We start from the raw sequence: 26,202 nt of genomic DNA, 5'->3' as shown, positions 1-26,202 counted from the left end.
TTTGACGAACGCCGCCGGCTTGCCGGCGGCGTTTTTCGTTGGAGGCGCGTGCAGCGCTCCAGAATCCGGCGCTTCAGAGCCCGGCACTTCAGACGCCGACATCCTCCACATAGACGAGCGCCCTGCCTTCGCACACACGCCGGCCGTCCGCGCCCTCGCAGACCGTCTCCAGATCGACGAGATGTTTCTCCGGCCGAAGCCGCGTCACGGTCACGCGCGCGGTCAACTCCTCACCGAATGCAGCCGCTGCCAGGAAGCGCATCTCCTGCTTGAGATAATTGGTGCCGAAACCGGGCAGCTTGACGCCAAGGAGATAGGAGAAGAGCCCGCCGATCAACGGCTCGGGTACCGCGTCCGGCGTATCCTCGAGGCCCGCAAGCCGGGCGAAGGCGTCTGCGTCGCTTAGCGGAAAGGTCCGCCGCACCTCCGCTGTCTGGCCGAGTTCCAGCGTCATCAGATTTCCTCCAGCAGGCACTCACCCGACAGCACCACCTTTCCATCCGCGATCCTCCGGATCTCGATGGCCATCGTCCCGCCGTTCCCTTTCGCCTCGGCGCCCGAGAACCGGAAGGCGAGTTCCTCCCCCGCATAGGCAGGATTGGGAAACATCAGCGACTGCATGGCGTGGCGGCGGCCCGGGTGACGGGTGCCGAGCAACGCCCAGACCCGGGAGTAAAGCAGCATGCCGTGCGACACGGTCCGGCCAAAGCGGGTGCGGGCGGAAAAAGCCGGATCGACATGGATCGGATTGTCGTCGCCGGACAGTTCGGCAAAGGCATCGAAATCCGACTGGCTCGGGGTCCACGTCGCGACGACCTCTCCGGCAGACAGGGCGGCGGACAGGATGGCGGGCGGGGCGGCGTGCGGGTCTTCCGTCATCGGGCGCCCTCCTCATGCATGGATTTCAGGACATGCTTCTGCACCTTGCCGGCGGCGGTGCGCGGCAGATCCGCGACGATCGTCACGCTGCGCGGCACCTTGTAGCCGGCAAGCCTTTGACGACACCAGGCAAGGAGCATCGTCGTGTCGACCTCCGCGCCGGGTCTCGGGATCAGGTAGGCGGCGCCCACCTCTCCCCACTTCTCGTCCGGTACGCCGACCACGACCGCATCCAGAATGTCCGCATGGGTGACAAGCACCCGCTCGACCTCGGCCGGATAGACGTTCTCCCCGCCCGAAATGTACATGTCCTTGATGCGGTCGACGATGTAGTAGTAGCCGTCCCCGTCGCGGCGGGCGACATCGCCCGAACGCAGCCACCCCCCGTCCACGAAGGCGGCCCGCGTTGCCTCCGGGTTGCCGTAATATCCGGGCGTGACACCGGAACCGCGGATCTGCAACTCGCCCTCGCCAGCCCCTTCCACGACGCTGCCGCCGGCGGTGACGAGACGCACCTCGGCAAGGATCTGCGCCTTGCCGACCGAACCGATTTTCTCCGCCGCGCGGCCCGGGTCGGCGAGAAACACGGTCGGGCCGGTTTCGGTCATGCCCATGCCGTTGCAGACGGTGACGCCGCGCCTGAGATAGGTTTCCAGCAAGGGCGCGGGCATCGGCGCGCCGCCGCAACCGAGCGAACGCAGTGCCGAGAAATCCGCATTCGCGAAACCTGGCTCCAGGGCCAGCGCCTGATAGATCGCCGGCACGCCGAAAAAGGCGGTCACGGCGCCCCCTGCGATCAGCTTCAGCACTGCCGGGGCGTCGAACTTGCGCAGCACGATGGTCTCACCGCCAGCCAGAAACAGCGGCAGCGCGAAGAGATTGATCCCGGCGGTGTGGAACAGCGGCAGATAGTTGACGCCCGTGTCGCTGGCCAGCAGGCCGGTCGCCTGCGCGTAGTTGACGGCATTCGCCCAGGCCATTGCCGCCGTCTGGATCACCAGCTTCGGCGTTCCGGTGGTGCCGGAGGTGGCAAGCAGATACCAGGGTGCCCCGGCATCGACACGGCCATCGCCGAAAGCCTCGTCGCCTGCCCCCTCCAGCAGCGCCTCGAGCAGGACGCCCCCCTCGCCCGGGACCGCGTCGGCGAAACCGATCGTTTCCAGCGCCAGTGCGGATGCAAGCCCGGCAGCCGTCCCCGCCGTTGCCGCATCATGCAGGAGAAGGCGCGCGCCGGCCTCGACCAGAACGGGCTCAAGTTCCGCCGCCGGCTGCCGCCAGTTGAGCGGCAGCAGGATGAGGCTGGCCTTCTGGGCGGCGAAGAGCAGCACGAAGAAATCCGGATGATTATGGCACAGCACCGCAATCCGGTCGCCGGCGAGACACCCACGCGCGCTGAGCCCGCGCGCAATGCGGTTGGCCCGGCGATCGACTTCGGAAAAGCTGAGAACCACCCCCGTCTCGTGGTCTCGAAAGGCGATCTTTTCCGGCGTCAGCTCGGCGCGCTTTGCCGCCATGTCCGTCACGTGGATCATTTCGCGGGCTCCGCCGGACGGACCGCGGCGAGGAACCGCTGCATGCGCTCCAGCGTTTCAGGGCGCGCGATCAACGACAGGAACCCCTCCCGCTCGCGTTCCAGCGCGGCGGCGAACCGGGCCCGGCGCGCCGGGCTCCAGACATTCGCACGCGAAACCGCAAGGCTTGCCGCGTCCTTTTCCAGGATCGTCGCGACCTGCCCGCCTGTGACGGCGCGCAGTCGGTCTGCCTCGCACACATGATCGGCAATGCCGAGCTTCAGGCAGTCGTGCGCCGAAACGCGCTCGTTGAGATACAGTGCCTTCAGCGCCCGCGCGCTGCCGATACGTTCGGGCAGAAGCGCGGTCCAGCCACCATCGGGCGCGAAGCCGACCTCGCTGTAGTAGGGCTGCAGGAAGGCCGTTTCACTCATCGTCACCATGTCGGCGGCCAGCATGAGACCGGCCGAGCCTCCCGTCACCGGCCCGTTGACGGCGGCCAGGACCGGTGCGGGAAAGGCCAGCAGATCGAGGATCGCCGCGTTGAGTTCACCGACGATCTCTGCAGCATAGGCGCGCAGGGCGGCCGTATCGGATGCATGGGCGGCGAAGGCGGCGACATCGCCGCCGGTGGAAAAGGCCCGGCCCGCACCGGTGATCACGAGCGCCCGGGCGCCGGCCAGGCGCGCCTCGGCCACGCCGGAGCGCAGAGCGATGAGCAGTTCAGGCACCAGCGCATTGCCGCGCCCGGGCCGATCGAGCGTCAGCCATGCGGCCCCGCCGGCATGATCGAGATGAACAGTGCCGCTCATCGCCCGGCCTCGGCCTTGTCGCCCGGCGCCTTCAATCCGTTCTCGATAAGGTCGTGGGCAACCTCGACCATGGTGTCGAGCGGTGTCTGGCCGCCGAAGACCACCTGGAACTCGCCGAGCGAACGGGCAATGCCCATCAGCGCCCAGGCACGGATTTCGGCATCGCCCGGCCGGATGGCGCCGTTGCCAGCAGCGCGTTCCAGGCCTTCGCGATAGCCGTCCGCGAAGGTACGGAAATAGGCGAGATAGGCGGCGGGATCGACGAATTGCGCCTCCTGGACGATCCGGTAGAGCTCCGGATGGGCGGAGACGAAACCGAGAAAGGCCCGCAGGCCCTCGCGCTCGGCCGCCAGGCGGTCGGCATAGCCGGACGTCGCCTCGCTGATCGCATGGCGCAGCATGCGTCCCATCTCGGCGACAAGCTCGGAGAAGACCTCGTCCTTGCTGGCGAAATAGATATAGAAGGTGCCCTGCGCGACCCCCGCCTCGCGGGTGATCGAGCCGATCGACGCCTCGTTGAAGCCCTGCCGGCCGATGGCCCGTTCGGCCGCCTCCAGGATAGCGCGCCGGGTGGCCGCCCCGCGTGCCGTCTTCGGCATCCCGCTGGCGCTGTCAGCGGCCGTCTCCGCAGCCGTCTCAGCTGCCCTTGCGCGTCCACGCGGCGGCGCGCCATTATTGGCGCCGCGTGGCGCCCGCCCGCGTTCCGCCGGCCGCTTGCCGCCCTTGCCAGCCCTCGCCTCGCTCACGTCGCTTCCACCCGGCTTAATATGAATTATGAATCAGTATTCATATTTTTCACCGGACGTTCAAGCTGAAATGCTCAGAAGCGGCGGGGGCCCGCCTTCAGACGGTCGAACGACGGTAGGCGGCAAGCGACGCGGAGAGCGCCAACAAGGCGCCCCCGCAGATGCGGTCGAGCCAGAGTGCGCCGGCATTCCTGAGAACATGCGCAAGCCTTGAACCGCAGATCGCATAGGCGAACATCACAAGGAGATCGATCGCGGTGAAGATGCAGGTCAGGGCGAGATATTGCGGTACCTGCGCCGCCGCCGGGTCGATGAACTGCGGCAGGAAGGCGGAGAAGAACAGGTAACCCTTGGGGTTGGTGACCGCCACGAGAAAGCTCTTGAGGAAGATGGCCCTTGGCGAGCCGGCTTCCTGTCGGGCTGCGTCCGCGAGCGCCCCGTCCACCGATCCGCGCGAGCGCAAAAGCATCACGCCAAGAAAGGCGAGATAGCCGACGCCCAGCCATTTCACCACCTGGAACCAGAACTCGGACGCGGCGAGCAGCGCGCCCAGCCCGAGGGCGACCGCGCCAACCAGCACGAGGTCGGACAGGAGCGCGCCCGCCATGCCATAGAGCGCCCGGCCGAGGCCGAAGCGCGAGCCGTTGGCAAGCGCCAGCAACACGGTCGGCCCCGGTGTCGCGATCCCGATGAAGGCGACCATGGCAAAGGCGGCGAGCGTCATCTCCGTCATCGGGTGCCCTCCTCCCGGGTCTCGATCGCTTGCGCCTATCATCATCCGTACAGCCATGACAAGCGGATTGGTGCGCATGCAACCCGATGCGACCGGGTCTTCAGTCCGGCGTGCCAGCCCCCTTCAGGCGCGCGTTCTCCGCCGTGAGCCGCTCGATCTCGGCGCGCAGCGGCGCCAGATGCGGCTCCAGCTCGTCCAGGGTGAAGCGCCGCGGGATGTGCGAGGGACAGTTCCAGTCGAAAGCCTCGATCGTGATCACCACGGCGCGCTCCGGCAAGGCGCGGTATCCGGGGTCGGCAAGGTTGCCGATCAGCGTCGGATCGTTCGCCTTCTGGATGACACGGGCACGGCCCCACAGCTTCAGCCGCCCGCGGTTGGGATAGTCCGTCAGGATCAGCGACACCCGGTCGTCGGTGGCAAGGTTTCCAACGCTCAGATACTGCCGGTTGCCGCGGAAATCCGCATAGGCCACCGTCCGTTCGTCGAGCACCTTGAGAAAGCCGCGCGGCCCGCCGCGAAACTGCACATAGGGCCAGCCGGTTTCCGAGACACTCGCCTGATAGAACCCGTCGCGCAGCCCAATGAACGTCGCTTCCGCCTCGCCGAGACGGTCGCGGGGCTCGACGCCGGGCTCCAGGAACGGGTCATAAGCAGCATTCGACCCCTCCTGCTTCTGAAGGGCGCGCACAGTCGGCGTGAAGGCGATTTCAGCGAAGGCACGAGCCATTACATCCACTCCGTTCGGGCAATGCATGAGATGCCGCGGGCACCGATGCCCACCGGCTGCCGGCCGGACGCCGGCACGGCATTGCCGCGTTTCAGGCAATATGGCGAATGCTGATTGCCGAGATAATCGTCGATTATCGAATTAGTTTATTTCATTATGCGCAATCATGGATCGATTCAGTGAGATGCAGGCCTTCGTCGCAGTGGCAGAACGCGGTGCGTTCAATGCCGCCGCACGCGCCCTCAACCGGTCGCCGGCCGCCGTTACCCGCCTGATCGCGGGTCTCGAGGCGCGTCTCGATGCGCGGCTCTTCCTGCGCTCCACCCGCGCCATAGCCCTCACCGAGGCCGGCGAACGCTTCCTCGTCGAGGCTCGTCAGGTGCTTGCCGCCCTCGCGGAAGCGGAGGAAACCGCCAGGGGTGCCCACGGCACGCCGCGCGGCACCCTGCGCATCACGGCTCCGGTGCTGTTCGGCGAGATGCTGCTTGCCCCCGTGCTGCGCGACTTCCTCGATGCCAATCGCGAGGTCGCGGCCGAGTTGATGCTGCTCGACCGGATCGTCGACCTTGTCGAGGAAGGTTTCGACATCGCTCTTCGCATCGGCGAATTGCAAGGTGCCAGCCTGATGGCCCGGCGCGTCGGAACACTACGCCTCGTCACCGTCGCAGCGCCTGCCTATCTGGCGCATGCCGGCACGCCGGAAACGCCGGACGCACTTCGGAAGCATCGGCTGGTCGCGGCCCGAGGCCTGGGCGACGGCGACTGGACTTTCAGAAACGGGGAGCGGAGCATCGTTCATGCGCGCGCGCCGGCGCTCAGCGTCAACACGGTCCGGGCGGCGATCGACGCGGCGGTCGCCGGCTTCGGTGTCACCCGGGCACTGTCCTACCAGGTGCAGCCGGCGCTTGCCCGGGGAAGCCTTGTCGAGATCCTCGCCCCCTTCGAGACATCCCGCATACCGGTCCATCTGGTCCACCCGCACGGCCGACGCGTGCCGGCCCGCGTTCGCGCGTTCCTCGCCTTCGCCGCCAGCGCCCTCGGGCAACGGGCAGCTCCAGGCAACCGGCCTTTTCCGTAAGGGAACAGGCGCCGACAAAAACTTGACAAACAGAGGTGGGTTTTAGCTCGCTTTCCCGTTGACGCGGGCCAGCTAGCGCCTCATATCTAGTGGCATGCGCCTGACCCAGCAGACCAACTATGCCGTCCGCACGCTCATCTACTGTGCGGCCAATCCCGGATCTCCAAGCCGTGTCGCGGATATCGCGGCAAGCTTCGAGATGTCGGAAACCCATCTCTTCAAGATCCTCAAGGTTCTTGTCGATGCAGGGTTCGTCCGCACCCTGCGCGGGCGCAACGGCGGCATCATGCTGGCCCGCCCGGCCGAGGAGATCACCGTCGGTGCGGCGGTGCGCGCCGCCGAGGAAAGCTTCCTCTTGGCGGAGTGCTTCGAATCCGGTCGCAAGGACTGTCCGCTGATCACCTCCTGCGGCTTCAACGGCCTGCTTCACGAGGCGCTCGAGGCCTTCATGAGCGTGCTCGATTCGCACACGATCGCGGAACTGGCCGAGGATCGCACCGAAATCCGCTTCCTGCTGAACATGGACGCCCCCGCCGGTTCGGTGCAGCTGCAGCGCGCCTGATCCCGTCTTTCGATACGTCCGCCTTTCGACACTCACGCCCGGAACGCTGCCGGCGCGATGCCGCGCACGCGCGAGCGGGCGTCTCTCCGGAAATTTTGCCATAACGCAAAACGGCGGCACCTGAAGGCGCCGCCGCTTGTCTGGAAGGTGTCCGAAGCCGGTCCCGGCCCCGACCGTCCTATTTCATCTCGGCAACGACCTCGAAACCGTCGCCAGTCACCTTGAACAGCGCGTAGGCACCCGGAACGTCGCCGTTGGCGTCGAAGTTGTGATCGCCCGCGGCGCCCTTGTAATCGATGGCCGTGCCGGCCGCGATCAGTTCCTTCGCCTTGGCCCACTCGCCGGGACGGATCGGCTCGCCCTCGCCGCTGGAGATCTCGCGCAGGGACGCCGCAACCTTCGCCTTGTCGCCGCCGGCCTTCTCGATGGCCAGCGCCAGCATGAAGGTCGCGTCATAGGACGTGGTCACGAAGATCGCGCTCGGATCGCCGCCGACATCGGAAAAGGCCTTGCTGAACAGTTCCAGCGCATCCGACTTCTCGCCAACCGGGGCCGAGGCGAGGAAGGTTGCCAGGTTCTCCGCGCCGAGTTCCTTGATCGGCGCATCCGACTTCATGCCGTCGGCGCCAATGAAATTCTCGAAGAAGCCGTTCTCGAGTGCCTGGCGCAGCATGGTCAGGCCCGATCCGTCGCCATAGTCGAGAACGACAAGCGTGTCGGCACCGCCCGATGCGAGTTCCGCCAGGTTCGAGCGATAGGAAGCCTTCTCCCCCTCATGCGCGGCAAAGCCGGCGATCTCGCCGCCCTTGGCCTCGAATTCGGCCTTGAACGCGTCGGCCAGGCCCTTGCCGTAGTCATTGTTGAGATAGGCGACGGCGACCTTCTTGGTCCCGCGTTCCAGCAGCGTGCGCGCCAGCGCCCGGCCCTGGAAGTCATCGGAGGACACCGTGCGGAACACGGTGTCGTTGTCCTTCAGGCCCGTGATCTCGGGCGAGGTGCCGGATGGCGTGACGATGGTGATACCGGCGGGGATGGTGACCGAGTTCGCGGCCGCAAGCACCGAACCCGAGCAATGCGGGCCGACGATCGCCACGACACCCTCGATGTTCACGGCCTTGGTCGCCGCGTCGGTGCCGTTCTGCGGGTTGCACGCCGAGTCGCCCACGACACCGACAAGCTTCTCGCCGGCCAGGATGCCGCCGCCCTCGTTGACCTGCTGGATCGCCAGGTTGGCGCTGTCGATCATGGCCGGTGCCATCGCGGCGATCGGGCCGGTGACGCCGCCGAGCAAACCGATCTTGACGTCCGCATGAGCGGGGGCCGCAAGTGCGGTCGCGCCAAGAAGCGCCGCGGTCGCGGCGATACGGAACCTGTTCATGAAAACCTCCACCTTGTCGTTTTCGGCCGGGCGCGCGATGGCCGGCCGTTTCCCTTTGTCGCGGGAGCGTGTTGGCGCGTCCCGCTTCGCGGATCCGGCCAACGGCCGGACCCGATCGTGGCGGCAGTTTCAACCGAAACGCGCCGCCGCCACAAGTCTCAATCCGCCCCTCCGGCCGAGGTGGCGGTACGCTTCTTCTCCTTGTCGCGACCGCCCCCCTGCGGTTCCGGCAACAGCCCCTCGGGCCGGAAGCGGAGCACCAGCTGCAGCATCAGGCCGATCAGAAAGACGCGCAGATACTTTGCCTTGACCGCATATTCATGCGGCAACTGGTCGGTGACGATCTCCGACATGGACCAGATGATCCAGACGACGGTAACGCCGAGAATGGCGCCGCGATTGTTGCCCGAACCGCCAAGGATCAGCATGATCCAGACGAGGAAGGTCGCGACCATCGGGTCGATCGCCTCCGGCGTGATCGTCCGGTTGAAATGGGCGAAAAGCGCACCGCCGAGCCCCATCAGCGCGGACCCGAAGATGAACGCCTCAAGCCGCCGGTAGGGCACGTCCTTGCCCATGGCGCGCGCCGCGTCCTCGTTGTCGCGGATGGCCCGCATCATGCGGCCCCAGGGCGAGGCGAACTGGCGCTCGACCAGCAGGTAGACGGCAAGCAGCACGCCGGCGACGATCGCCAGATAGGCGAGCTGCGAGGCAAGATAGGGAAGATCGCCGAAGGGGCGCGGGATATCGGTGATGCCGCGCGCCGCGTTGGTGAGCCACTCCTCCGACTTGATCACCAGCCGGATGATCTCCGCGACACCGATCGTGGCGATGGCCAAATAGTCGGAGCGCAGGCGCAGGCAGATCTTGCCGATCGGCCAGGCGATCAGCCCGGCGGCCAGCATCGCGCCGAGCCAGCCAATCGGAACCGGCAGGTCGAAGCCGCCGATCCGCCCCGCCGCTGCCGGCGAGGTGAGGATCGCCGACGTGTAGGCGCCGACCGCGAAGAACCCCGCGATGCCCGCATTGAACAGGCCGGTGAAGCCCCACTGGATGTTGAGGCCCAGCGACAGCAGCGCGTAGATGCCGATGAAGATCGCCATGAAGACGGCGTAGTTGAGGAAGCCGAACCATTCCATTCGAGCCGTCTCCCCTTACAGAACCTTGCCCTTGAGCAACCCGGTCGGGCGCACAAGCAGCATGAGCAACAGGATGGCGAAGGCCGTCGCCGCCTTGTATTCGGTCGGCAGGAAGAGCGTCGACATCTCCTCCGCTATGCCGACGATCAGCCCGCCGAGAACCGCGCCCTCGACGCGCCCGACACCGCCGAGGATCGCGGCCGCGAACATCGGCAGGAGCATCGTCCAGCCCATCATCGCCTTGAGCTCGTAATTGAGGCCGAGAAACACGCCGGCGGCGGCGCAGAGCCCGCCGACGATCAGCCATGTCAGCATCACCACCTTGCGATTGTCGACACCCGACAGGAGCGCAAGATCGGGATTGTCGGACATGGCGCGCATCGCCTTGCCCCACTTGCTGCGCTTGAGGAACACCTGAAGCGCCAGCACCAGCCCCACCATGGCGAGCACGGTGACGATCTCGCGGTCGCGCAGGCGGATGCCGAACCAGTTGTCGGGGCGCACGATGCCGCGCGAATAGGTCTCGGAATCGACCCCCCACACGACCTGGACGATGGAGCGGACCATCAGCGCCACGCCGAGCGAGGCCATGACGGTGACGATCTTCGGACGTTCGCGAAGATAGGCGTAGAAGGTCTTGTCGATGCCGACCGAAATCACGGCGGTCAGCACCATCGCGACCGGCAGCGCGACATAGGGGGACACGCCAAGGATCGTGACCGCGCCGAGCGCCAGGAAGGCCCCGAGCGTCGCCAGGTCGCCATGCGCCAGATGCGCGTAGCGCAGGATGGCGAAGACGAGCGTGATGCCGACGGCTCCGAGCGCGTAGATGGAGCCGACGACAATGCCCGGCACCAGATAGAAATTGATGATTTCCAGAGCACCCATCGCGCTCATCCTCCGAGGAACATGGCGGCGACTTCGCGGTCGGCCAGCAGTTCGGCGCCGGTGCCTTCATGGCGATTGGCGCCGGACGCGAGCACGTAGCCGCGATCGGCGAAGGCGAGCGCCTGCTTGGCATGCTGCTCGACCAGCAGGATGGTGACGCCGGTATCGCGCACATCCCGGCAGATTTGGAAGATCTGCTCCATGTATCTCGGCGACAGGCCGGCGGTCGGCTCGTCCAACAGCAGCAGTTTCGGCTCCAGCATCAGCGCGCGGCCCATGGCGACCATCTGGCGCTGGCCGCCGGACAGGTTCCCGGCGAGCGCCCGGCGGCGTTCCTTCAGGTCCGGAAAGAGCCCGTAGACCCGCTCATAGGCCGCCGAAAGGTCGCCCGAACGCAGGAAGGCACCCATTTCGAGGTTCTCGTGCACCGTCATCTCTCGGAACACGTTGTCGACCTGCGGCACGTAGCAAACGCCGGCCTCGACAATGCGGTTGGGTTCAAGGCCGGTGATGTCGCGCCCGTCGACGGCAATCGTTCCGCCGCGCACGTTGAGCAGGCCGAAGATCGCCTTCATCGCCGTCGACTTGCCGGCTCCATTGGGGCCGACAATGGCGACGATCTCGGTTTTCCCGGCGCGTATGGTCACGCCCTGCAGGATGTCGGCCTCGCCATAGCCGCCGACCACCTGGTGCATTTCCAGCATGTCGCTCATGCGGCGTCTCCGACGGTCTCGCCGAGATAGGCCTCGAGCACGCGCGGGTCGGAGCGCACCGTGGCGAAATCGCCCTGGATCAACACGCGCCCTTCGGCCATGCAGATCACCGGATCGCAGAGCTTCTCGATCATTTCCATGTCGTGCTCGATCAGGATGAAGGTGTAGCCGCGCTCCCTGTTGAGGATCGCGATCTTCTCCTCGAGCTTCCGCAGCAGCGTCCGGTTGACGCCAGCGGCCGGCTCGTCGAGCAGTACGAGCTTCGCATCGGTCATCATCGTGCGGCCGAGCTCAAGCAGCTTCTTCTGGCCACCGGAGAGGTTTCCGGCGCGCTCGTCGGCGACATGGGAGAGCTCGAGGAAGGCAAGCGTGTCGAGCGCCCGGCGACGCACCCCGGCTTCGCCCTCGCGCACCCGGCCGACGGCGAACCAGTTGGCGGCGAGCCCCTCGCCGGTTTGCCCCGGCGGCACCATCATCAGGTTTTCCAGCGCGGTCAGGCGGTGGAACTCGTGCGGGATCTGGAAGGTGCGCACCAGCCCGCGGTGAAAGCGCCGGTCGGTGGAAAGGCCGGTGATGTCCTTGCCCAGATAGCGGATGCGCCCGGCGGTCGGCGGGAAGGCGCCGGCGATCAGGTTGAACAGCGTCGTCTTGCCGGCGCCGTTCGGACCGATCAGGCCGGTGATCGTTCCCTCGCGCACGGCCAGGGAACACCCGTCGACGGCGCGAAACCCGCCATAGGTCATGACGAGGTCGTCGACCTCCAGCATCCTGTCTTGCCCGCTCATCAGTCCCTCGCCCTTGCAAAGCGGCCTTGTCCCGGCCGTCTCCAGATTCTTTTCCCGGGGCACGCAAGCCCTACAGGCTGCGCAACACCGCCCTTACGGGCGCTGCGTCGAGCCCTTCTAGCTTCAATGGCAGCGCGATCAACTCATAATCCCCGAAATCCGCCCGCGCGAGCGCCAGGTTCTCCAATATCCGCATGTCGTGCCGGCGGACCGCCATATGCGCGGGAAGCTCCTTGGAGGTTTCCGGGTCGACGGACGGCACGTCGACCCCGACCAGCCGCACGCCGCGGGCGGCGAGCAGGTCGACCGTTTCCGGCGCCAGTGCCCGGAAGCCTTCGGGCCAGGCCTGCGGATCGAGCTCGTCGGCAAGCCTCAGCAGAACACGCGGCGGCGTGCCCTCAAGCGCGCCTTCGATATCTCCCGGCAGCACGAGCGATCCGGACCCGCGTGCGTCGACGAGCCGGGCCGGGCCGATATAGTCCTCAAGCGCCAGCGCATCGATGGTCGCGCCCCCGGCGTCGTAGTGGGACGGCGCATCGGCATGGGCGCCACAATGGGTGGAGAGCGAGACGGAGGTGACATTGACCGGGCAGCCCGGACCGATGGCGAAGGTCTGGCTGACCGCATAGGGCGCATCGCCGGGAAAGACGGCGGCGCCGACGCGCAAGGGCGGCGTGATGTCGATCAGCTTTGCCATGACGGGCCCCTCCCAAGGCCGGACAGCATATGTCGGGACCGGTCGCCAGCGCGACCCGCCCCCATCCTCACATGTCGGCGCGAATTTCCCACAATTCGGGGAACAGTACGACCTCCAGCATGCGGCGCAGGTAATGCACGCCGGACGTACCGCCAGTGCCCCGCTTGAAGCCGATGATCCGTTCAACGGTGGTCACGTGGTTGAAGCGCCAGCGGCGGAAGTAATCCTCGAAATCGACCAGCTTCTCGGCAAGATCGTAGAGCGACCAGTACTTGTGCGGGTCGCGATAGACCTCGAGCCAGGCCCGGTGGACGCTGTCGTTGCGCTGATAGGGCTGTGATACGTCGCGCGCCAGGTGCTCAGGGTCGATGGAAAGCCCCGAGCGCGCCAGCAGGCGTGTCGCCTCGTCATAGATGCTGGTGTCGCGGCGGATCTGGTCGAGCCAGTGATGCAGGCGCGGCACATGCGCATGCGGACGCATCATCGCGGCGTTCTTGTTGCCGGCAAGATACTCGATCGCCCGGTACTGGTGCGACTGGAAGCCGGAAGACTGGCCGAGATCGCTGCGGAACTCGGTGTATTCCGACGGCGTCATCGTGCGCAGCACCTGCCAGGCGCCGGTCAGTTGCTCGAAGATCCGCGACATGCGGGTCAGCATCTTGAACGCCGGCTGCAGGTCGCCGGCGGCGATCTTCGCCTTGGCCGCGGACAGCTCGTGAATGGCGAGCTTCATCCACAGTTCCGACGTCTGGTGCTGGATGATGAACAGCATCTCGTCATGGGCTTCCGACAGCGGGTTCTGCGCCGTCAGGATGCGGCTGAGACGCAGATAGTCGCCATAGGACATACGCCCGTCGAAGGCCATCTCCGCCCCGTCCTCGGCCGGATCGAACGGCCCCGACGCATAGGGCGACAGGCCTTCCCCCTCCCCGCCGGCGCTCATGTGACCTTGGCCCGTTTGTGAAACTCGGGCCGGTCCCAGGCGCGCGTCGTGACAATCTCCTCGAGAATGTCGCAGGCGGCGAGCACGTCGGCATGGGAAAGATAGAGCGGGGTGAAACCGAAGCGGACGATGTCGGGCGCCCGGAAGTCGCCAATGACACCGCGCGCGATCAGCGCCTGCATCAAGGCGTAGCCGTGCTCGAAGCGGAAGGAGACCTGGCTGCCGCGCGCATGCGGATCGCGCGGGCTCGCCAGCACCAGGTCGGGGCACCGGCGCTCGACCTCGGCGCGGAAGAGCTCGGCCAGAGAGATCGACTTCGTCCTGAGCACCTGCATGTCGACGCCGTCGAAGGCACCGAGCGCCGCTTCCAGCGCGATCAGCGACAGGATCGGCGGCGTGCCGACGCGCATGCGACCGATGCCGGTATCGGCGCGGAAATCGAGATCGAAGGCGAACGGCGCCTCGTGCCCCATCCAGCCGGTCAGCGGCGGCGTCACCTTGTCGAGATGACGGGCGGCAACATAGAGGAAAGCGGGCGCGCCGGGGCCGCCGTTGAAATACTTGTAGCCGCAGCCGACGGCGAAATCGGCTCCGGCCGCATCGAGTTCCACCGGCAGGGCGCCGGCCGAATGGGCGAGATCCCAGATCGCCAGCGCGCCCGCCGCATGGGCCTTCGCCGTCACCCCGGCCATGTCGTGCAGGCGGCCGGTCTTGTAGTCGACCTGGGTCAGCATGACGACGGCGACGCTCTCGTCGATCGCGTCCTCGACCGCTTCCGGATCGACGATCTTCAGCTCATGCCCCTGCCCCAGCAGATCGCGCAGGCCCTGCGCCATGTAGAGATCGGTCGGGAAATTGCCATTGTCGGAGAGGATTACCTTGCGCTCCGGACGGAGTGCCAGCGCCGCCGCCAGGACCTTGAAGACGTTGACGGAGGTGCTGTCGCTCGCCGTGACGGTGCCCGGCGTCGCCCCGACGATCCGTGCGATCCGGTCGCCGACGCGCTGCGGCAGGTCGATCCAGCCATGGGCGTTCCAGGCACGGATCAGACTCTCGCCCCATTCGCTCCTGACAGCCTCGGCCAGACGTTCCGGCACCGCCTTCGGCAAGACGCCGAGCGAATTGCCGTCGAGATAGATCACGCCTTGCGGAATCGAGAAGAGCTCGCGCCGCGCCTTGAGCGGGTCGTCGCGGTCGAGGGCATCGATATCGACCCCGGTCCTTGTCAGCATCGGGCCTGTCCTTGCAGTCATTGACGGCGCGGACGGCAGGCCGCCCGCATCTGTTCATGCCGGTACGGTAGCAGGGTGGACGGAGAGCCTCAAGAATTATATATAATCAGGTCTATTATATTTCCAAGATGCCCGGCGCTCCCGCCGGCATCCAGCACCGGGCCACGATGGCAAAGAGCAGTGAAGCCTACGAACGGCTGAAATCGGACATCCTGCGCGCCGTGATCGTGCCGGATACGCCGCTGGTGGTGGCCGGACTGAAGGAGCGCTACGGTCTCGGCTGGACGCCCTTGCGCGAGGCCCTGTCGCGGCTCGAGATCGAGGGGCTCGTGATCCTCGAGCACAATCGCGGCTACCGGGTCGCCCCGGTCTCGGCCGGCGCGATCCGCGACCTGCAGCTTGCCCGCCGCACGGTGGAGGAGACGTTGCTGCGCCGCTCCATCGAGAGCGGCGATGCGAACTGGGAAGCGGGCATCGTCGCAGAACATCACCGGCTGTCGCGCACGCCCTCGCCCGCACCGGGCATCAATGAGGCCGGCATGGCTCTGTGGGAGGAGCGGCATGACGCCTTCCACAGAGCCCTCCTCGCGGCGGGGCGCTCGGAGAGCCTGACGCGCTTCCAGCGCCAGATCACCGAACAGCTGCAGCGCCATCACCGCCACATGCTGTTCGATCCGGCCGCGCGCCAGGAGCTCGATCCGCTGGCGCAGCCCTCGTTCGGCGAACTGGTCGAGCGCACGCTCGGCCTTGCCCACCATACCGAGCTGATGGAGGCGACGCTTGCCCGCGACACGGACCGGGCCGTCGCACTGCTTGTCGAGCACATCGGATTTTCTCTTGCCGTCTACGCCTTCCTGTGGCCGCTCGAAGCCTGAAAGCGACAGCGATTTTCGCGTTTCCGCCATGCCACGCGGCAACGGGTGACAGAAGATGAAATGCCAAGCATGATCGCCGCCGAAAGGGTGCAGCAGACGCCCGTATCGGGGCCGGCCGGGAGGGTCACTTGTTCATCAGCGTCTTCGATATCTTCAAGATCGGGATCGGGCCCTCGTCCTCGCACACGATGGGGCCGATGGTGGCGGCCGGCCGCTTCCTGCAAGGCCTGCGCGAGACCGGAATGAAGCCGGCGCGCATTTCCGTGTCGCTGCATGGCTCGCTTGCCTTCACCGGCAAGGGCCACGCCAGCGACCGCGCCATCTGCCTCGGCCTTCTCGGCCATGATCCGGCAACCATCAACCCCGACTGCGTCGATGGCGAAATGGCACGCCTTGCAAGCGACAAGCGCATTGCCGTCGAGGGCGTCGGGCATATCGCCTTCGACCCGGAAGCGGATCTCGTCTTCGACTACGGCCCGCCGCTGCCCGGCCACGCCAACGGCATGATCTTCCGCGCGCTTGGCGCCGACGGTGAAACGCTAGCCGAGGAAACGCTGTACTCCGTGGGCGGTGGCTTTGTCGTCAGCGCGCAGGAACTTGCCAATCGTGACGAGCCGCTTGCGACCAATGTGGAAGAAGGTGTGCCGCATCCCTTCAAGTCGGCCGCCGAAATGCTGGCAATGGGCCGCGACAGCGGTCTCACGATCGCCGCGATGAAGCGTGCGAACGAGGAAACCCGCGCGCCGGACGGCGACCTCGATGCCGGGCTCGACCGTATCTGGGAGGCGATGAATGCCTGCCTGGAGCGCGGTCTTGCCCAGGAGGGCACGCTTCCCGGCGGGCTCAAGGTCAAGCGGCGCGCCCACCAGATTCACCGCAAGCTCATCGGGGAAACGGGGCAGAACCGCCCCTTCCAGCACACGGTGATGGACTGGCTCAGCGTCTATGCGATGGCGGTCAACGAGGAGAACGCGGCCGGAGGGACCCTCGTGACGGCGCCGACCAACGGGGCGGCGGGCGTCGTGCCGGCAGTGCTGCGCTACTATCTCGACCATTGCCCCGACTGCTCGCAGGCCGGCATTCGCGATTTCCTGCTGGTGGCGGCCGCCGTTGGCGGCATCATCAAGGCCAACGCCTCGATCTCCGGCGCGGAAGTCGGTTGCCAGGGCGAGGTCGGTTCCGCCTCGGCCATGGCCGCCGCAGGACTGTGCGCCGCGCTCGGCGGCAGCAACGAGCATGTGGAGAACGCCGCCGAGATCGCGCTCGAGCACCATCTCGGCATGACCTGCGATCCGATCGGCGGGCTTGTCCAGGTGCCCTGCATCGAGCGCAACGCGCTCGGCGCCGTCAAGGCGGTGACCGCCGCCTCCCTGGCGCTCAGGGGCGACGGTACTCATTTCGTGCCGCTGGACAGCTGCATCGAGACGATGCGGCAGACCGGCCTCGACATGACCGACAAGTACAAGGAGACCTCGAAGGGCGGACTTGCCGTGAACGTCGTCGCCTGCTGAAAGGCGAAGTCAGGCAGCCGGAACGAAGGCCTCTTCCATCTCGCGGCGGATGCGCACCGCCGTCTGCGTCGTGTCGATGGCGACATCGTCCCAGGCGAGCATCGCGCCTTCCGCGACATCGCGCACCAGCTTGACGTGGGTGGCTAGGCCCAGCGGCAGGAGACCGGAGCGCACGGAGGCCTCGGCCGGCTGCTGCTTGCCCCAGACCGTCGCCCCGCCTTCGCCGTCGAGCATCTCTCCGGCCTTGAGGTTGCGCTTGGCCGTTGCCACCACATCGGCGACGAAACCGCGCGGCGCGCCCGTCGGCTCCTTGCGCAGGACGGCGGAGGCCACCGACAGCCCGAGCTCCATGCCGATCATGTGTGTCGGCCGGTAGAGCGCGGCGAAGCGCCCGCTCTCGTCCTCCAGCATGTGATATTCGCGGAAGCACTGGCGGGCATAGTCGGTCTCGCCCTCGATGACGACGAAGGTACCCATGGCGAGGTGATGCGGGACGTCGGCACCGTCGCGGGTGAGCGAGGAGACGACTTCGGTCGTGCCGGTGATCGGCAAGGCACCGCCCGCCTCCTTCGGGCGCAGCACCGTGGACAGCTCGAAACGGCTCGCCGGCGGGAAGGAAAGCCCGTCGGGCTGCGGCAGGAGGCCGGTCGCGTTGCACACCGCCGTCATCTCGATGCCGGACTTGGTGCCGTCCAGGAACGAGTTGAACATCTTCGGATTGATCAGGCTGCGGTCGGTGATGCCGAGATACTGCACCAGCACGTCCCAGACCGTCTCCGGCGTCAGCTGGTGATAGGCCGGCAGGTAGCGCGTCCCCTTGCCGGCGCACACGACCTTGAAACCGCAGGCCCGGGCCCAGTCGACATGCTCGCAGATCAGCGCCGGCTGGTCGCCCCAGGCGAGCGAGTAGACCACGCCGGCCTTCTCCGCCTTGCGCGCCAGCAGCGGCCCGGCCAGCACGTCGGCCTCGACATTGACCATGACGAGATGCTTGCCGGCCTCGATCACTGCAAGCGCGTGGCGGATGCCGACCGCCGGATCGCCGGTCGCCTCGATCACCACCTCGACGCGCTCGTCGCCAAGCACCGTGGCAAGGTCGTCGGTGACGAAGGTCGCGCCTGCCGAGACGGCATCATCCAGGGAGGTTGCCGCCGACTGCTCCTCCGGCCAGCCGCAGGTGGCCAGTGTCGCACGCGCCCGACCCGGGTCGAGATCGACGATTGCCGTGATGTGCACGCCCACGGTCAGGCGGGCCTGCGTCAGGTACATGGAGCCGAACTTGCCGGCACCGATGAGCGCGACGCGAAGCGGTCGCCCGGACTGCGCGCGATGGGCGAGCATGTGAGACAGATTCATGAAGTCCTCCCCTTTTGCGCGAGCATGGCCGGGAAAAAGCCGATATTACAAGGCTGATTCCGTAATATCTCATATCGCACGGGAGGCATGGCTGATGACCGGAACGACGCCGTTCCTGATCCTGCTTGGCGGCGACCTGACACCGACCCCGCGTATCCGGCGGCAGATCGCGGGCTTACGCACGATCGCCGCCGATGGCGGCATGCGTCACGCCGGGGTTCTTGGCGTCGAGCCGGAGCTCTGGGTCGGCGACTTCGATTCCAGCCCACCCGCCCTGGCGGGCGACTGGTCGCATGTGGCCCGGCAGAGCCATCCGGCCGCCAAGGACGCGACCGACGGGGCGCTTGCGGCGGAGGAAGCGGTGGCGCGCGGCGCGGACCGGCTGGTCATCGCCGGGGCGCTTGGCGGCGAACGCTCCGATCACGCCTTGCAGAACCTCCTGCATGGCGCCGCGCTGAGGGCGCGCGGGCTGCCGGTGCTGCTGACCAGCGGCCACGAGGAGGCCTGGCCGCTGGTGCCAGGCGAACAGGCGCTTGACCTGCCGGCCGGATCGCTCTTCTCCGTCCTTGCCCTCACCGATCTCACCGCGCTGACGCTGGAGGGCGTTGACTGGCCGCTTCTTGACCGCAACGTGCCGATGGGCGGATCGCTGACGCTCTCCAACCGGGTGGCGCAAGGCGCGAACGGCATCCGCATTCGTCTGGGCGACGGCAGGGCCGTGCTCCTGTCACGGCCCTACGATCTTGAAAAGGCCTGACCTTCGGCGCCCACCGGGCGTAAGAGCGCGCCACCGGTTCAGATCGTGTCCGTGCTCTCCCGTGACCAGCTCGTCATGCGTCTCGTGAGGACGGAGACCACCGCATAGAGTGCCACGGCGAAGGCCGCCAGCACGAAGAGGCTGGCGAACATCAGGTCCGTCTTGGCCCGTCCGTTGGCAAGCAGCATCAGGTAGCCGAGCCCCTTGGAGGCGCCGACCCATTCGCCGATCACCGCGCCGATGGGCGCATAGACGGCGGCGAGCCTGAGGCCCGAGCCGAAGGCCGGCAGTCCGGCGGGAAGCCGCAGGAAGAGCAGCGTGCGCGCCGGCGTCGCGCCCATGGTGCGCGCAAGGTCGATCAGTCCCGGATCGGTCCTGCGCAAGCCGTCATAGAAGGTCGAGACCACCGGGAAATAGATGATCAAGAGGGCCATGGCGATCTTCGAAGCCATGCCGTAGCCCAGCCACAGGGTCAGGATCGGCGCCAGCGCGAAGACCGGCACCGCCTGGCTGAAGACCATGATCGGCAGGGCGATGCGGCGCGCCGCCGGCGATACCATCAGGTGCAGGGCGGTGGCGGCGCCGAGAAGAGCTCCGACGACAAGGCCGATCAGCACCTCGGCGATTGTGGTCAGCGCATGGTCGGCGATGAGGCCGATGTTGGCGACGAGCGTCGTCGCCACCCGCCAGGGCCCGGGCAGGATGAAGGCCGGCACGCCGGTCGCCCAGACAGTCCCCTGCCACAGGGCGAGTGCAACGCCGGCAGCTATCAGTGCATCGCGCGACCGGGCGAGGAACCGTTGCATCGGGCTCATGCCGGCATCCCCCTGAGCGCGCGAAAAAGGCGCGCCTGCATCGCCAGTGTCTCGTCCGCGTCGACCGCGCGGATCGGCGGCGAGCCGGGCGCCATGACTGTCTCAAGCCCCTGTTCGGACAGGATGAAGATGTGATCGCCGAGGCGCACCGCTTCGGCGGGGTCATGGGTCACGAGAAGCACGGTGCGCCCTTTCAGCGTCTCGAAGGCCAGTTCCTGCATCTCGGCCCGGGTGCGCGCGTCGAGCGCCGCGAAAGGCTCGTCGAGCAGCACGATCGGGCGGTCCTCCATCAGCACCCGGGCAAGCGCGACGCGCTGGCGCATGCCGCCGGAAAGGCTCGCGGGGCGCTTTTCGGCGTGTTCGGCAAGGCCGACTCGCTCGATCAGGTCGCGGGCGCGCGCGCGGTCGGGCGCCTCGCCGCGCAGGCGTGCGCCAAGCGTCACGTTGCCGAAGACGTCGAGCCAGGGGGCGAGCAGGTCGCTCTGCGCCATGAAGGCAATGCGGCCGGTGACGGGTTCGCCGTCGCCCGCCGCGATCTCGCCGGAAAAGCTGCCGCCGGTGTCGAGATCCGCGAAAAGCCGCAGGATCGTCGACTTGCCGACGCCCGAAGGCCCGAGCAGGCAGGTCCAGCCATTGGCCGCGACCGTGAAGTCGAGACCGGAAAAGAGCGGCCGCCCGGCGTGATGAAAGTCGCCGGAAAGCCGGATTTCAGGTGCAGTGGTCACGCAGCGCTCTCCGGGAGCGCGCCGCCGCGCAAGCCCATGTCCCAGAAGCCGATTTCAAGCTCTGTCGCGGTTCGGAACCGCTTCGAGAGAAAGGCCCAGCGCGGCACGGCAACAGGATCGGGACCGAGCCGCGAGGCGGCCGTTTCCTCGAGCAGGCGAGCGACCCGGTGGCAGACGTCCTGGTAATCCTTGCCCGAATAGGTGTCGATCCAGGCCCGGTAGGGCGTGTCGGGCGAGGCCTCGCGGGCAAGCCTTGCGCCGATCTCGCCATAGCCGAGCGCACAGGGTGCCAGGGCAGCAACGAGATCAAGGAAATCGCCGGTGAGCCCGGACTCCAGGACGTAGCGGGTGTAGGCGAGATTCTCCCGCTCCTCAGCCGCGCTTTCGAGGGCATCCTCGCTGATGCCGGCCTCGGCGCAAACACCGACGTGAAGCGCCAGTTCGGTGTTGAGCAGAGCGTCGACCGTGCCGGCGGCAAAGCGCGCCTCGGCCGGCGTTTCCGACTTCACCACGGCAAGCGCCCAGGCGCGGGCATAGTGGTGCAGGAAGACATAGTCCTGCACCAGGTAATGCAGGAAATTCGCCCTCGGCAGGCTGCCATCGGCGAGCCCGGCGACGAAGGCGTGGTTCGTATAGGCGCCCCATGCGGGACCGGCTTCCGCCCGCAGGCGGGCGAAGACCGGCGAACCGAAATCCGTTTCGCCGTCAAACCCCTTGTGTTCCATGGCGGTCATCACCGTCCCTCCTCAAGTTGCGTCACGCTGCTCTGCCACCGCGCCTTATTGCGCGGTCACGTCGACGGCGATGTCGGAGACCGGGCGTACCGCGTCTATCAGGCCGCTCTCCTTCAGGAAGGCCTCGAAGCGGGTATAGCGGCCATGGTCGAGGGCGGCGGGGCGCAAGGCGAAGCGGCGGATCGTGTCGGCCCAGGATCGCTTGTTGAGCTCATCGTCGAGCTCCGGCGCGGTGCCGGCATAGACGCGGAAACTCTCCTCCGGGTGGTTGACGATGTACTGGGTGGCGCGCTCGGTTGCCTCGAGGAAACGGGTAATCCTGTCCACGTCCATGGTCTGAGGATTGGCCACATAGATCAGCTCGTCATAGGGGGGAACACCCTCCTCCTCGATGAAGAAGCAGCGACCCTTGACGCCCTCGATCTCCATCTGGTGCAGCTCGACATTGCGATAGGCGCCGATCACCGCATCGACCTGGCCGGACATGACGGAGGGCGCCAGCGACCAGTTGACGTTGACCATTTCGACATCGTCGACGGTCAGGCCATGGCGGGCGAGCAGCGCCTTGACCTGGGCGCTCTCGACGCCCGAGACCGAGTAGCCGATCTTGCGGCCCTTCAGGTCGGCAATCGTCTTGATCGGGCCATCGTCCTTTACCATCAGGCAGTTAAGCGGCGTTGCCACAAGCGTTCCAACGCGCTTCAGGGGCAGGCCTTCCGCCACCTGGAGGTGGATCTGCGGCTGGTAGGAGATGGCGAGGTCCGCCTTGCCGGCAGCTACCATCTTCGGCGGGGCGGACGGGTCGGCGGGCGCGATGATCTCGACGTCGAGACCGGCGTCAGCGAAATAACCCTTCTCCCTGGCGATGATGACCGGGCCGTGATCCGGGTTCACATACCAGTCGAGAAGCAGGGTCATCCTGTCGGCGGCAAGCGCGGGAGAGGCCGCCGCAATGGCGACCGCGAGTGCGAAGATTCGGATCATTCTTGACAACTCCGGTGCAAGATTTTCGAAAAACTGATCGGATTTTGAGCGATATTGCACAATGCTTGTTCATGCGGGGCGGGTGGCCGCGAGCCATTCCCGCACCCGCTTCTCCGGGTCGGCGTTCAACGTGATGTCGGTGACGGCGGAGACGATGTCGGCGCCGTTTTCGAAAGCGCCGGCGGCGCGCTCGACGCTCATGCCGCCGATGGCGACAAGCGGGATGTCGCCGACGCGCTTCTTCCAGGTGCCGATCCGCTCAAGTCCCTGCGGGGCCCATTTCATCTTCTTCAGGATGGTGGGATAGACCGGACCGAGCGCGATGTAGTCCGGCCGGACGGCCAGCGCCTTGTCGAGTTCATCGTCGTCATGGGTGGAAAGGCCGAGCTTGAGGCCAGCTGCACGGATCGCTCCGACATCGGCCTCGGCCAGATCCTCCTGGCCGAGATGGACGAAGCGGCAGCCTTCCTTGATGGCGATGCGCCAGTGATCGTTGACGACCAGCATGCAGCCATGGGCAAGGCAGATCGCCTCGGCCGCGCGGATCTCGGCGACAAGTTCGGCCTCGGGCTTGTCCTTGACGCGCAGCTGCACCAGCCTGATGCCAAGCGGCACCAGGCGGTCGATCCAGGCGGCGCTGTCGAGGATCGGATAGAAGGGATCGAGCCCGGCGGTGACGGTCGCGGTCATTCGAGGAAGGCCTTTCCAAGAACAGGGGTGGAGGGGGCGGCCATGTCGCGCGGCTCCATCGGACCGGCCGTAAAGCCGATGCGGCCGGCCTCGATGGCGCGGGCGAAGGCGTCCGCCATGGCGACCGGATCGCCGGCCTTGGCCACTGCGGTGTTGAGAAGCACCGCGTCGAAGCCGAGCTCCATGGCGGCGGCCGCATGCGAGGGCAGGCCGAGGCCGGCATCGACGATCAGCGGCACATCGGGGAAATGGGCGCGCAACGAGCGCAGGCCGTAGACATTGTTAAGGCCGCGAGCCGAGCCGATCGGCGCGCCCCAGGGCATGAGCACCTCGCAGCCGGCCTCGATCAACCGCGCCGCGACACCGAGATCCTCGGTGCAATAGGGGAACACCTGGAAGCCCTCACCGGTGAGGATGCGCGCCGCCTCGACGAGACCGAAGACGTCGGGCGCCAGCGTCTCGGCATCGTTGATCACCTCGAGCTTGATCCACGGCGTGCCAAAGACCTCGCGCGCCATCTTCGCCGTGGTCACCGCCTCCTTGACCGAGTGGCAACCGGCGGTGTTGGGCAGGATGCGCAGGCCGAGATCGCGAATGAAGGACCAGAACTGCTGGCCGGCGCCGCCGGCTCCAGCCTCGCGCCGCAACGAGACGGTGACGATGCCGCAACGGGACGCACGCACCGCGTCCGCCATGATCGCCGGCGAGGGATAGAGCGCGGTGCCGAGCAGCAGCCGGCTTTCGACCGCTTCTCCGTAGAGTGTCAGCATAACTCAGCCCCCCTGCATGGGAGCAAGTATCTCGACCCGGTCGCCGGCGCGGACATCCGTCGCCGCGCGGTCCTCGGCCGGCACGAACTCGCCATTGAGGGCGGTGGCGACGATGGCCTCGCCATAGTCGAGCGCATCGAGCAGGGCCGCGAGCGAGCCGGGCGCAACGTCAAGCGGAGCGCCGTTGACAATTATGGTCATGGAAGAACTCCGGTTCGGTTTCAGGTTCGAGCAGAAGCCGGGCCGCCTGCCGGGCAAGAGCCGGCGCCAAAAGGTAGCCGTGTCGATAGGTGCCGTTGGCGCGCAGGATGCGGCCGTCGCGCGACAGGCGCGGCAGGTTGTCGGGGAAGGCGGGACGGGCGTCGACGCCGGTTTCCAGGATCTCCGCCTCTGCGAAGGCCGGGTTGAGCGTGTAGGCGGCGCCGAGCAGCTCCATCATCGAGCGGGCGGTGATGCGGCCGCGCTCGCCGCTTTCGATCATGGTCGCGCCGACCATGAAGACACCCTCCCCGCGCGGCACCACATAAAGCGGAATGCGCGGGTGCAACAGGCGGACGGGACGCGACAGCGCGATATCGGGCGCATGCAGCACCAGCATCTCGCCCTTGACGCCGCGCAATTCCGGCAGGTCGTCGCGCGCGCCGAGACCACGACAGTCGATGACCCGGTCGCCCGGCGCGTCCTGCGGCGCGAGTTCCGTGCCGAACCGCAGCTCCGCACCCAGGCCCTCCAGCCGGGCGACAAGGTCGGCAAGCGCCCGGCGCGGGTCGAGATGCCCCTCGCCGGAAAAAAACAGGCCCTGGCGGAAGCGTCCTTCCAGATTCGGCTCCAGCGCGGCGATGCGTCCAGCGTCGACCGCCTCATGGCACTCGGTCATCCGGGCGAAGCGGCGCAGGTCCGCCGTATCGCGCGGCGTCGCGACGACGAGACTGCCATTGAGCACGACGCCGCCGACACGCTCCGACCACCAGGAAATGGCATCGCGGCCGAGCCGCACCACCGGCTCCTCGGCGCTCTCGCCCTCGCACCAGGGGGCGAGCATGCCGCCCGCCCACCAGGAGCAGGAGGCGGGACCGGGCGCTTCCGCGCGCTCGTAAAGCGTCACCTCAAGCCCGCGTTCGGCAAGGACCGTGGCAACGCAAAGCCCGACGACGCCACCGCCGATGACGGAGACCTTCATCGCAAGCCCTCCCACAGCCGGTGGAAGTGATGGATCGGACCGTGGCCGGAGCCGACGACAAGCCGGTCGGCGGCGCGAATTGCGCCGTGCAGCCAGTCATGCGCCTCGCCAACCGCCTCCGGGAGGGCCATGCCCTTTGCAAGGCCCGCGGCAATCGCCGAGGAAAGCGAGCAGCCGGTGCCGTGGGTGTTGCGTGTGTCGAGCCGGCCGGCGGTGAAGGGAAGGGCCGGCTGGCCGGCCACAAGCAGCAGATCGGTGCAGACATCCCCTTGCGCATGACCGCCCTTCATCAGGACGGCGGCGGGACCGAGCGCCAGCAGCGCCCTGCCCTGCCGTTCGACCTCCGCCGCATCGCCGGCCGGCGCGCATTCCAGAAGGGCGGCGGCCTCCGGCAGGTTCGGCGTGACCACGGTCGCGCGCGGCAAAAGCCACTCCTTCAGCGCGGCGACCGCCTCGTCGCGCAGAAGCTTGGCGCCGGACTTGGCGACGATGACCGGGTCGAGCACCAGCGGCCCCGCATAGCCTTCCAGCGCCGCCGCCACCGCCGCGACGATCTCCGGCGAGGAGAGCATGCCGATCTTGATCGCGGCAACATCGAGATCGCCGAGCACGGCGGCGATCTGGCCCTCGACCACATCGAGCGGAATGTCGTGGATATGGGTGACTGTTCGGGTGTTCTGCGCGGTCACGGCCGTGATCACGCTGGCGCCATAGACGCCAAGCGCCGAGAAGGCCTTGAGGTCGGCCTGGATGCCGGCGCCGCCGCCGCTGTCGGACCCCGCGATTGTGAGCGCGATGGCCGGGGCGCCGCCCCGGCCGGGTGCCGTCCCTGTCGCCGATCCGGGCGTTGCTGCAATCGTCTCTGCCACGGCCTGTCCATCTCCCCAGGCGCCACGTCGGGCGCGCGTTTCGCGGACGCGGACAAGCGCCCGCGAGCATGCGGATCCAGGATGCGAGGAGCAGGAAACGGATGGCCGGACTT

The 26,202-nt window shown here is 67.2% G+C and carries 30 protein-coding genes; 5 read left to right on the top strand and 25 right to left on the bottom strand.

What is annotated here, in order from left to right; genetic code table 11:
• Window positions 1–88: 88 nt before the first annotated feature.
• The 7 genes from ACQY46_RS07560 to ACQY46_RS07530 form a co-directional block, all read right to left on the bottom strand.
• Window positions 89–454, bottom strand: a complete 366-nt coding sequence (locus ACQY46_RS07560) for a phosphate acetyltransferase (protein ID WP_428699645.1) — start codon at window positions 452–454, stop codon at window positions 89–91.
• Window positions 454–879: a MaoC family dehydratase gene (locus ACQY46_RS07555; RefSeq protein WP_428699644.1), complete on the bottom strand. Its 426-nt coding sequence runs from the start codon at window positions 877–879 to the stop codon at window positions 454–456. The genes ACQY46_RS07560 and ACQY46_RS07555 overlap by 1 nt, the downstream gene beginning before the upstream one ends.
• Window positions 876–2,411 carry an AMP-binding protein gene (locus ACQY46_RS07550; RefSeq protein ID WP_428699643.1) on the bottom strand — a complete coding sequence of 512 codons (1,536 nt, stop codon included), beginning with the start codon at window positions 2,409–2,411 and terminating at the stop codon, window positions 876–878. The genes ACQY46_RS07555 and ACQY46_RS07550 overlap by 4 nt, the downstream gene beginning before the upstream one ends.
• Window positions 2,408–3,202: an enoyl-CoA hydratase/isomerase family protein gene (locus ACQY46_RS07545; RefSeq protein WP_428699642.1), complete on the bottom strand. Its 795-nt coding sequence runs from the start codon at window positions 3,200–3,202 to the stop codon at window positions 2,408–2,410. Before ACQY46_RS07545 ends, ACQY46_RS07550 begins: the two co-directional genes overlap by 4 nt.
• Window positions 3,199–3,948: a TetR/AcrR family transcriptional regulator gene (locus tag ACQY46_RS07540; protein ID WP_428699641.1), complete on the bottom strand. Its 750-nt coding sequence runs from the start codon at window positions 3,946–3,948 to the stop codon at window positions 3,199–3,201. Before ACQY46_RS07540 ends, ACQY46_RS07545 begins: the two co-directional genes overlap by 4 nt.
• Window positions 3,949–4,045: 97 nt before the next feature.
• Entirely contained in the window at window positions 4,046–4,681 is a 636-nt protein-coding gene (locus ACQY46_RS07535) for a LysE family translocator (protein ID WP_428699640.1), read from the bottom strand.
• 100 nt (window positions 4,682–4,781) lie between these two features.
• The gene (locus ACQY46_RS07530) at window positions 4,782–5,408 is read right to left on the bottom strand and encodes a pyridoxamine 5'-phosphate oxidase family protein (protein ID WP_428699639.1); all 627 of its coding nucleotides are present in this window, start codon (window positions 5,406–5,408) and stop codon (window positions 4,782–4,784) included.
• Window positions 5,409–5,574: 166 nt separating this feature from the next.
• On the opposite strand from ACQY46_RS07530, the gene ACQY46_RS07525 reads away from it, so the two are divergent.
• Together ACQY46_RS07525 and ACQY46_RS07520 are read left to right on the top strand one after the other, a co-directional pair.
• Window positions 5,575–6,486 (top strand): LysR substrate-binding domain-containing protein, encoded by a 912-nt coding sequence (locus tag ACQY46_RS07525; RefSeq protein ID WP_428699638.1) that lies wholly within the window; start codon window positions 5,575–5,577, stop codon window positions 6,484–6,486.
• A gap of 94 nt (window positions 6,487–6,580) precedes the next feature.
• Window positions 6,581–7,048: an Rrf2 family transcriptional regulator gene (locus ACQY46_RS07520; protein WP_428699637.1), complete on the top strand. Its 468-nt coding sequence runs from the start codon at window positions 6,581–6,583 to the stop codon at window positions 7,046–7,048.
• A 178-nt stretch (window positions 7,049–7,226) separates the two neighbouring features.
• Here the strand turns inward: ACQY46_RS07520 and ACQY46_RS07515 are convergent, their stop codons facing one another.
• From ACQY46_RS07515 to kynU, 8 genes are all read right to left on the bottom strand, one after another.
• A complete protein-coding gene (locus tag ACQY46_RS07515) occupies window positions 7,227–8,426 on the bottom strand; it encodes an ABC transporter substrate-binding protein (protein ID WP_428699636.1) in 1,200 nt (399 codons plus the stop codon).
• 158 nt (window positions 8,427–8,584) lie between these two features.
• Window positions 8,585–9,565, bottom strand: coding sequence for a branched-chain amino acid ABC transporter permease (locus ACQY46_RS07510; protein WP_428699635.1), 981 nt, complete (start codon window positions 9,563–9,565; stop codon window positions 8,585–8,587).
• Window positions 9,566–9,580: 15 nt separating this feature from the next.
• Window positions 9,581–10,453: a branched-chain amino acid ABC transporter permease gene (locus ACQY46_RS07505; RefSeq protein WP_428699634.1), complete on the bottom strand. Its 873-nt coding sequence runs from the start codon at window positions 10,451–10,453 to the stop codon at window positions 9,581–9,583.
• Between the two features lie 5 nt (window positions 10,454–10,458).
• On the bottom strand, window positions 10,459–11,166 hold the full coding sequence (locus tag ACQY46_RS07500; RefSeq protein ID WP_428699633.1) for an ABC transporter ATP-binding protein: 708 nt from the start codon (window positions 11,164–11,166) through the stop codon (window positions 10,459–10,461).
• On the bottom strand, window positions 11,163–11,933 hold the full coding sequence (locus ACQY46_RS07495) for an ABC transporter ATP-binding protein (protein WP_428700433.1): 771 nt from the start codon (window positions 11,931–11,933) through the stop codon (window positions 11,163–11,165). The genes ACQY46_RS07500 and ACQY46_RS07495 overlap by 4 nt, the downstream gene beginning before the upstream one ends.
• Window positions 11,934–12,021: 88 nt before the next feature.
• Complete coding sequence (gene kynB, locus ACQY46_RS07490; protein WP_428699632.1) at window positions 12,022–12,648, bottom strand: arylformamidase; 627 nt, start codon at window positions 12,646–12,648, stop codon at window positions 12,022–12,024.
• Between the two features lie 67 nt (window positions 12,649–12,715).
• Window positions 12,716–13,591 carry a tryptophan 2,3-dioxygenase gene (gene kynA / locus ACQY46_RS07485; protein WP_428699631.1) on the bottom strand — a complete coding sequence of 292 codons (876 nt, stop codon included), beginning with the start codon at window positions 13,589–13,591 and terminating at the stop codon, window positions 12,716–12,718.
• Window positions 13,588–14,823 carry a kynureninase gene (kynU, locus tag ACQY46_RS07480; RefSeq protein ID WP_428699630.1) on the bottom strand — a complete coding sequence of 412 codons (1,236 nt, stop codon included), beginning with the start codon at window positions 14,821–14,823 and terminating at the stop codon, window positions 13,588–13,590. The genes kynA and kynU overlap by 4 nt, the downstream gene beginning before the upstream one ends.
• Before the next feature lie 167 nt (window positions 14,824–14,990).
• Here kynU and ACQY46_RS07475 point away from each other — a divergent pair, with 167 nt between their 5' ends.
• Together ACQY46_RS07475 and ACQY46_RS07470 are read left to right on the top strand one after the other, a co-directional pair.
• A complete protein-coding gene (locus ACQY46_RS07475) occupies window positions 14,991–15,698 on the top strand; it encodes a GntR family transcriptional regulator (RefSeq protein WP_428699629.1) in 708 nt (235 codons plus the stop codon).
• A 128-nt stretch (window positions 15,699–15,826) separates the two neighbouring features.
• Window positions 15,827–17,209, top strand: coding sequence for an L-serine ammonia-lyase (locus ACQY46_RS07470; RefSeq protein ID WP_428699628.1), 1,383 nt, complete (start codon window positions 15,827–15,829; stop codon window positions 17,207–17,209).
• 9 nt (window positions 17,210–17,218) lie between these two features.
• Here ACQY46_RS07470 and ACQY46_RS07465 read toward each other — a convergent pair whose 3' ends face one another.
• The gene (locus ACQY46_RS07465) at window positions 17,219–18,565 is read right to left on the bottom strand and encodes an NAD(P)H-dependent oxidoreductase (RefSeq protein WP_428699627.1); all 1,347 of its coding nucleotides are present in this window, start codon (window positions 18,563–18,565) and stop codon (window positions 17,219–17,221) included.
• A 94-nt stretch (window positions 18,566–18,659) separates the two neighbouring features.
• Between ACQY46_RS07465 and ACQY46_RS07460 the strand changes: the two genes are divergently transcribed.
• Complete coding sequence (locus ACQY46_RS07460) at window positions 18,660–19,322, top strand: thiamine diphosphokinase (protein WP_428699626.1); 663 nt, start codon at window positions 18,660–18,662, stop codon at window positions 19,320–19,322.
• 38 nt (window positions 19,323–19,360) lie between these two features.
• On the opposite strand, the gene ACQY46_RS07455 is transcribed toward ACQY46_RS07460, so the two are convergent.
• The 9 genes from ACQY46_RS07455 to thiD are packed head-to-tail and all read right to left on the bottom strand — an operon-like array spanning window position 19,361 to window position 26,077.
• The gene (locus tag ACQY46_RS07455) at window positions 19,361–20,137 is read right to left on the bottom strand and encodes an ABC transporter permease (RefSeq protein ID WP_428699625.1); all 777 of its coding nucleotides are present in this window, start codon (window positions 20,135–20,137) and stop codon (window positions 19,361–19,363) included.
• Window positions 20,134–20,862 (bottom strand): ABC transporter ATP-binding protein, encoded by a 729-nt coding sequence (locus ACQY46_RS07450; RefSeq protein ID WP_428699624.1) that lies wholly within the window; start codon window positions 20,860–20,862, stop codon window positions 20,134–20,136. Before ACQY46_RS07450 ends, ACQY46_RS07455 begins: the two co-directional genes overlap by 4 nt.
• On the bottom strand, window positions 20,859–21,596 hold the full coding sequence (gene tenA / locus ACQY46_RS07445) for a thiaminase II (protein ID WP_428699623.1): 738 nt from the start codon (window positions 21,594–21,596) through the stop codon (window positions 20,859–20,861). Before tenA ends, ACQY46_RS07450 begins: the two co-directional genes overlap by 4 nt.
• Window positions 21,597–21,641: 45 nt before the next feature.
• Window positions 21,642–22,589 (bottom strand): ABC transporter substrate-binding protein, encoded by a 948-nt coding sequence (locus tag ACQY46_RS07440; protein ID WP_428699622.1) that lies wholly within the window; start codon window positions 22,587–22,589, stop codon window positions 21,642–21,644.
• Between the two features lie 60 nt (window positions 22,590–22,649).
• Window positions 22,650–23,270, bottom strand: a complete 621-nt coding sequence (locus tag ACQY46_RS07435) for a thiamine phosphate synthase (RefSeq protein ID WP_428699621.1) — start codon at window positions 23,268–23,270, stop codon at window positions 22,650–22,652.
• The gene (locus tag ACQY46_RS07430) at window positions 23,267–24,040 is read right to left on the bottom strand and encodes a thiazole synthase (protein ID WP_428699620.1); all 774 of its coding nucleotides are present in this window, start codon (window positions 24,038–24,040) and stop codon (window positions 23,267–23,269) included. The genes ACQY46_RS07435 and ACQY46_RS07430 overlap by 4 nt, the downstream gene beginning before the upstream one ends.
• A gap of 3 nt (window positions 24,041–24,043) precedes the next feature.
• Entirely contained in the window at window positions 24,044–24,241 is a 198-nt protein-coding gene (gene thiS / locus ACQY46_RS07425) for a sulfur carrier protein ThiS (RefSeq protein ID WP_428699619.1), read from the bottom strand.
• A complete protein-coding gene (gene thiO, locus ACQY46_RS07420) occupies window positions 24,210–25,220 on the bottom strand; it encodes a glycine oxidase ThiO (RefSeq protein ID WP_428699618.1) in 1,011 nt (336 codons plus the stop codon). The genes thiS and thiO overlap by 32 nt, the downstream gene beginning before the upstream one ends.
• On the bottom strand, window positions 25,217–26,077 hold the full coding sequence (thiD, locus tag ACQY46_RS07415; RefSeq protein ID WP_428700432.1) for a bifunctional hydroxymethylpyrimidine kinase/phosphomethylpyrimidine kinase: 861 nt from the start codon (window positions 26,075–26,077) through the stop codon (window positions 25,217–25,219). Before thiD ends, thiO begins: the two co-directional genes overlap by 4 nt.
• Between the last annotated feature and the right edge of the window lie 125 nt (window positions 26,078–26,202).

It is taken from the genome of Stappia sp. (genome assembly GCF_965276915.1).
Classification (GTDB): Bacteria; Pseudomonadota; Alphaproteobacteria; order Rhizobiales; family Stappiaceae; genus Stappia.
This window is presented reverse-complemented; position numbering and strand designations above follow the sequence as displayed.

Bases quoted from the DNA above. Each gene is read 5' to 3' on its own strand.
- ACQY46_RS07545 (WP_428699642.1), bottom strand. From the start codon at position 3,202: ATGAGCGGCACTGTTCATCTCGATCATGCCGGCGGGGCCGCATGGCTG.
- kynA (WP_428699631.1), bottom strand. From the start codon at position 13,591: ATGAGCGCCGGCGGGGAGGGGGAAGGCCTGTCGCCCTATGCGTCGGGG.
- ACQY46_RS07495 (WP_428700433.1), bottom strand. From the start codon at position 11,933: ATGCTGGAGGTCGACGACCTCGTCATGACCTATGGCGGGTTTCGCGCC.
- ACQY46_RS07430 (WP_428699620.1), bottom strand. From the start codon at position 24,040: ATGCTGACACTCTACGGAGAAGCGGTCGAAAGCCGGCTGCTGCTCGGC.
- kynB (WP_428699632.1), bottom strand. From the start codon at position 12,648: ATGGCAAAGCTGATCGACATCACGCCGCCCTTGCGCGTCGGCGCCGCC.
- ACQY46_RS07465 (WP_428699627.1), bottom strand. From the start codon at position 18,565: ATGAATCTGTCTCACATGCTCGCCCATCGCGCGCAGTCCGGGCGACCG.
- ACQY46_RS07505 (WP_428699634.1), bottom strand. From the start codon at position 10,453: ATGGGTGCTCTGGAAATCATCAATTTCTATCTGGTGCCGGGCATTGTC.
- ACQY46_RS07475 (WP_428699629.1), top strand. From the start codon at position 14,991: ATGGCAAAGAGCAGTGAAGCCTACGAACGGCTGAAATCGGACATCCTG.
- ACQY46_RS07510 (WP_428699635.1), bottom strand. From the start codon at position 9,565: ATGGAATGGTTCGGCTTCCTCAACTACGCCGTCTTCATGGCGATCTTC.
- tenA (WP_428699623.1), bottom strand. From the start codon at position 21,596: ATGACCGCCATGGAACACAAGGGGTTTGACGGCGAAACGGATTTCGGT.
- ACQY46_RS07460 (WP_428699626.1), top strand. From the start codon at position 18,660: ATGACCGGAACGACGCCGTTCCTGATCCTGCTTGGCGGCGACCTGACA.
- ACQY46_RS07455 (WP_428699625.1), bottom strand. From the start codon at position 20,137: ATGAGCCCGATGCAACGGTTCCTCGCCCGGTCGCGCGATGCACTGATA.
- kynU (WP_428699630.1), bottom strand. From the start codon at position 14,823: ATGCTGACAAGGACCGGGGTCGATATCGATGCCCTCGACCGCGACGAC.
- ACQY46_RS07530 (WP_428699639.1), bottom strand. From the start codon at position 5,408: ATGGCTCGTGCCTTCGCTGAAATCGCCTTCACGCCGACTGTGCGCGCC.
- ACQY46_RS07500 (WP_428699633.1), bottom strand. From the start codon at position 11,166: ATGAGCGACATGCTGGAAATGCACCAGGTGGTCGGCGGCTATGGCGAG.
- ACQY46_RS07515 (WP_428699636.1), bottom strand. From the start codon at position 8,426: ATGAACAGGTTCCGTATCGCCGCGACCGCGGCGCTTCTTGGCGCGACC.
- ACQY46_RS07535 (WP_428699640.1), bottom strand. From the start codon at position 4,681: ATGACGGAGATGACGCTCGCCGCCTTTGCCATGGTCGCCTTCATCGGG.
- ACQY46_RS07555 (WP_428699644.1), bottom strand. From the start codon at position 879: ATGACGGAAGACCCGCACGCCGCCCCGCCCGCCATCCTGTCCGCCGCC.
- ACQY46_RS07525 (WP_428699638.1), top strand. From the start codon at position 5,575: ATGGATCGATTCAGTGAGATGCAGGCCTTCGTCGCAGTGGCAGAACGC.
- thiS (WP_428699619.1), bottom strand. From the start codon at position 24,241: ATGACCATAATTGTCAACGGCGCTCCGCTTGACGTTGCGCCCGGCTCG.
- ACQY46_RS07560 (WP_428699645.1), bottom strand. From the start codon at position 454: ATGACGCTGGAACTCGGCCAGACAGCGGAGGTGCGGCGGACCTTTCCG.
- ACQY46_RS07435 (WP_428699621.1), bottom strand. From the start codon at position 23,270: ATGACCGCGACCGTCACCGCCGGGCTCGATCCCTTCTATCCGATCCTC.
- ACQY46_RS07550 (WP_428699643.1), bottom strand. From the start codon at position 2,411: ATGATCCACGTGACGGACATGGCGGCAAAGCGCGCCGAGCTGACGCCG.
- thiO (WP_428699618.1), bottom strand. From the start codon at position 25,220: ATGAAGGTCTCCGTCATCGGCGGTGGCGTCGTCGGGCTTTGCGTTGCC.
- ACQY46_RS07520 (WP_428699637.1), top strand. From the start codon at position 6,581: ATGCGCCTGACCCAGCAGACCAACTATGCCGTCCGCACGCTCATCTAC.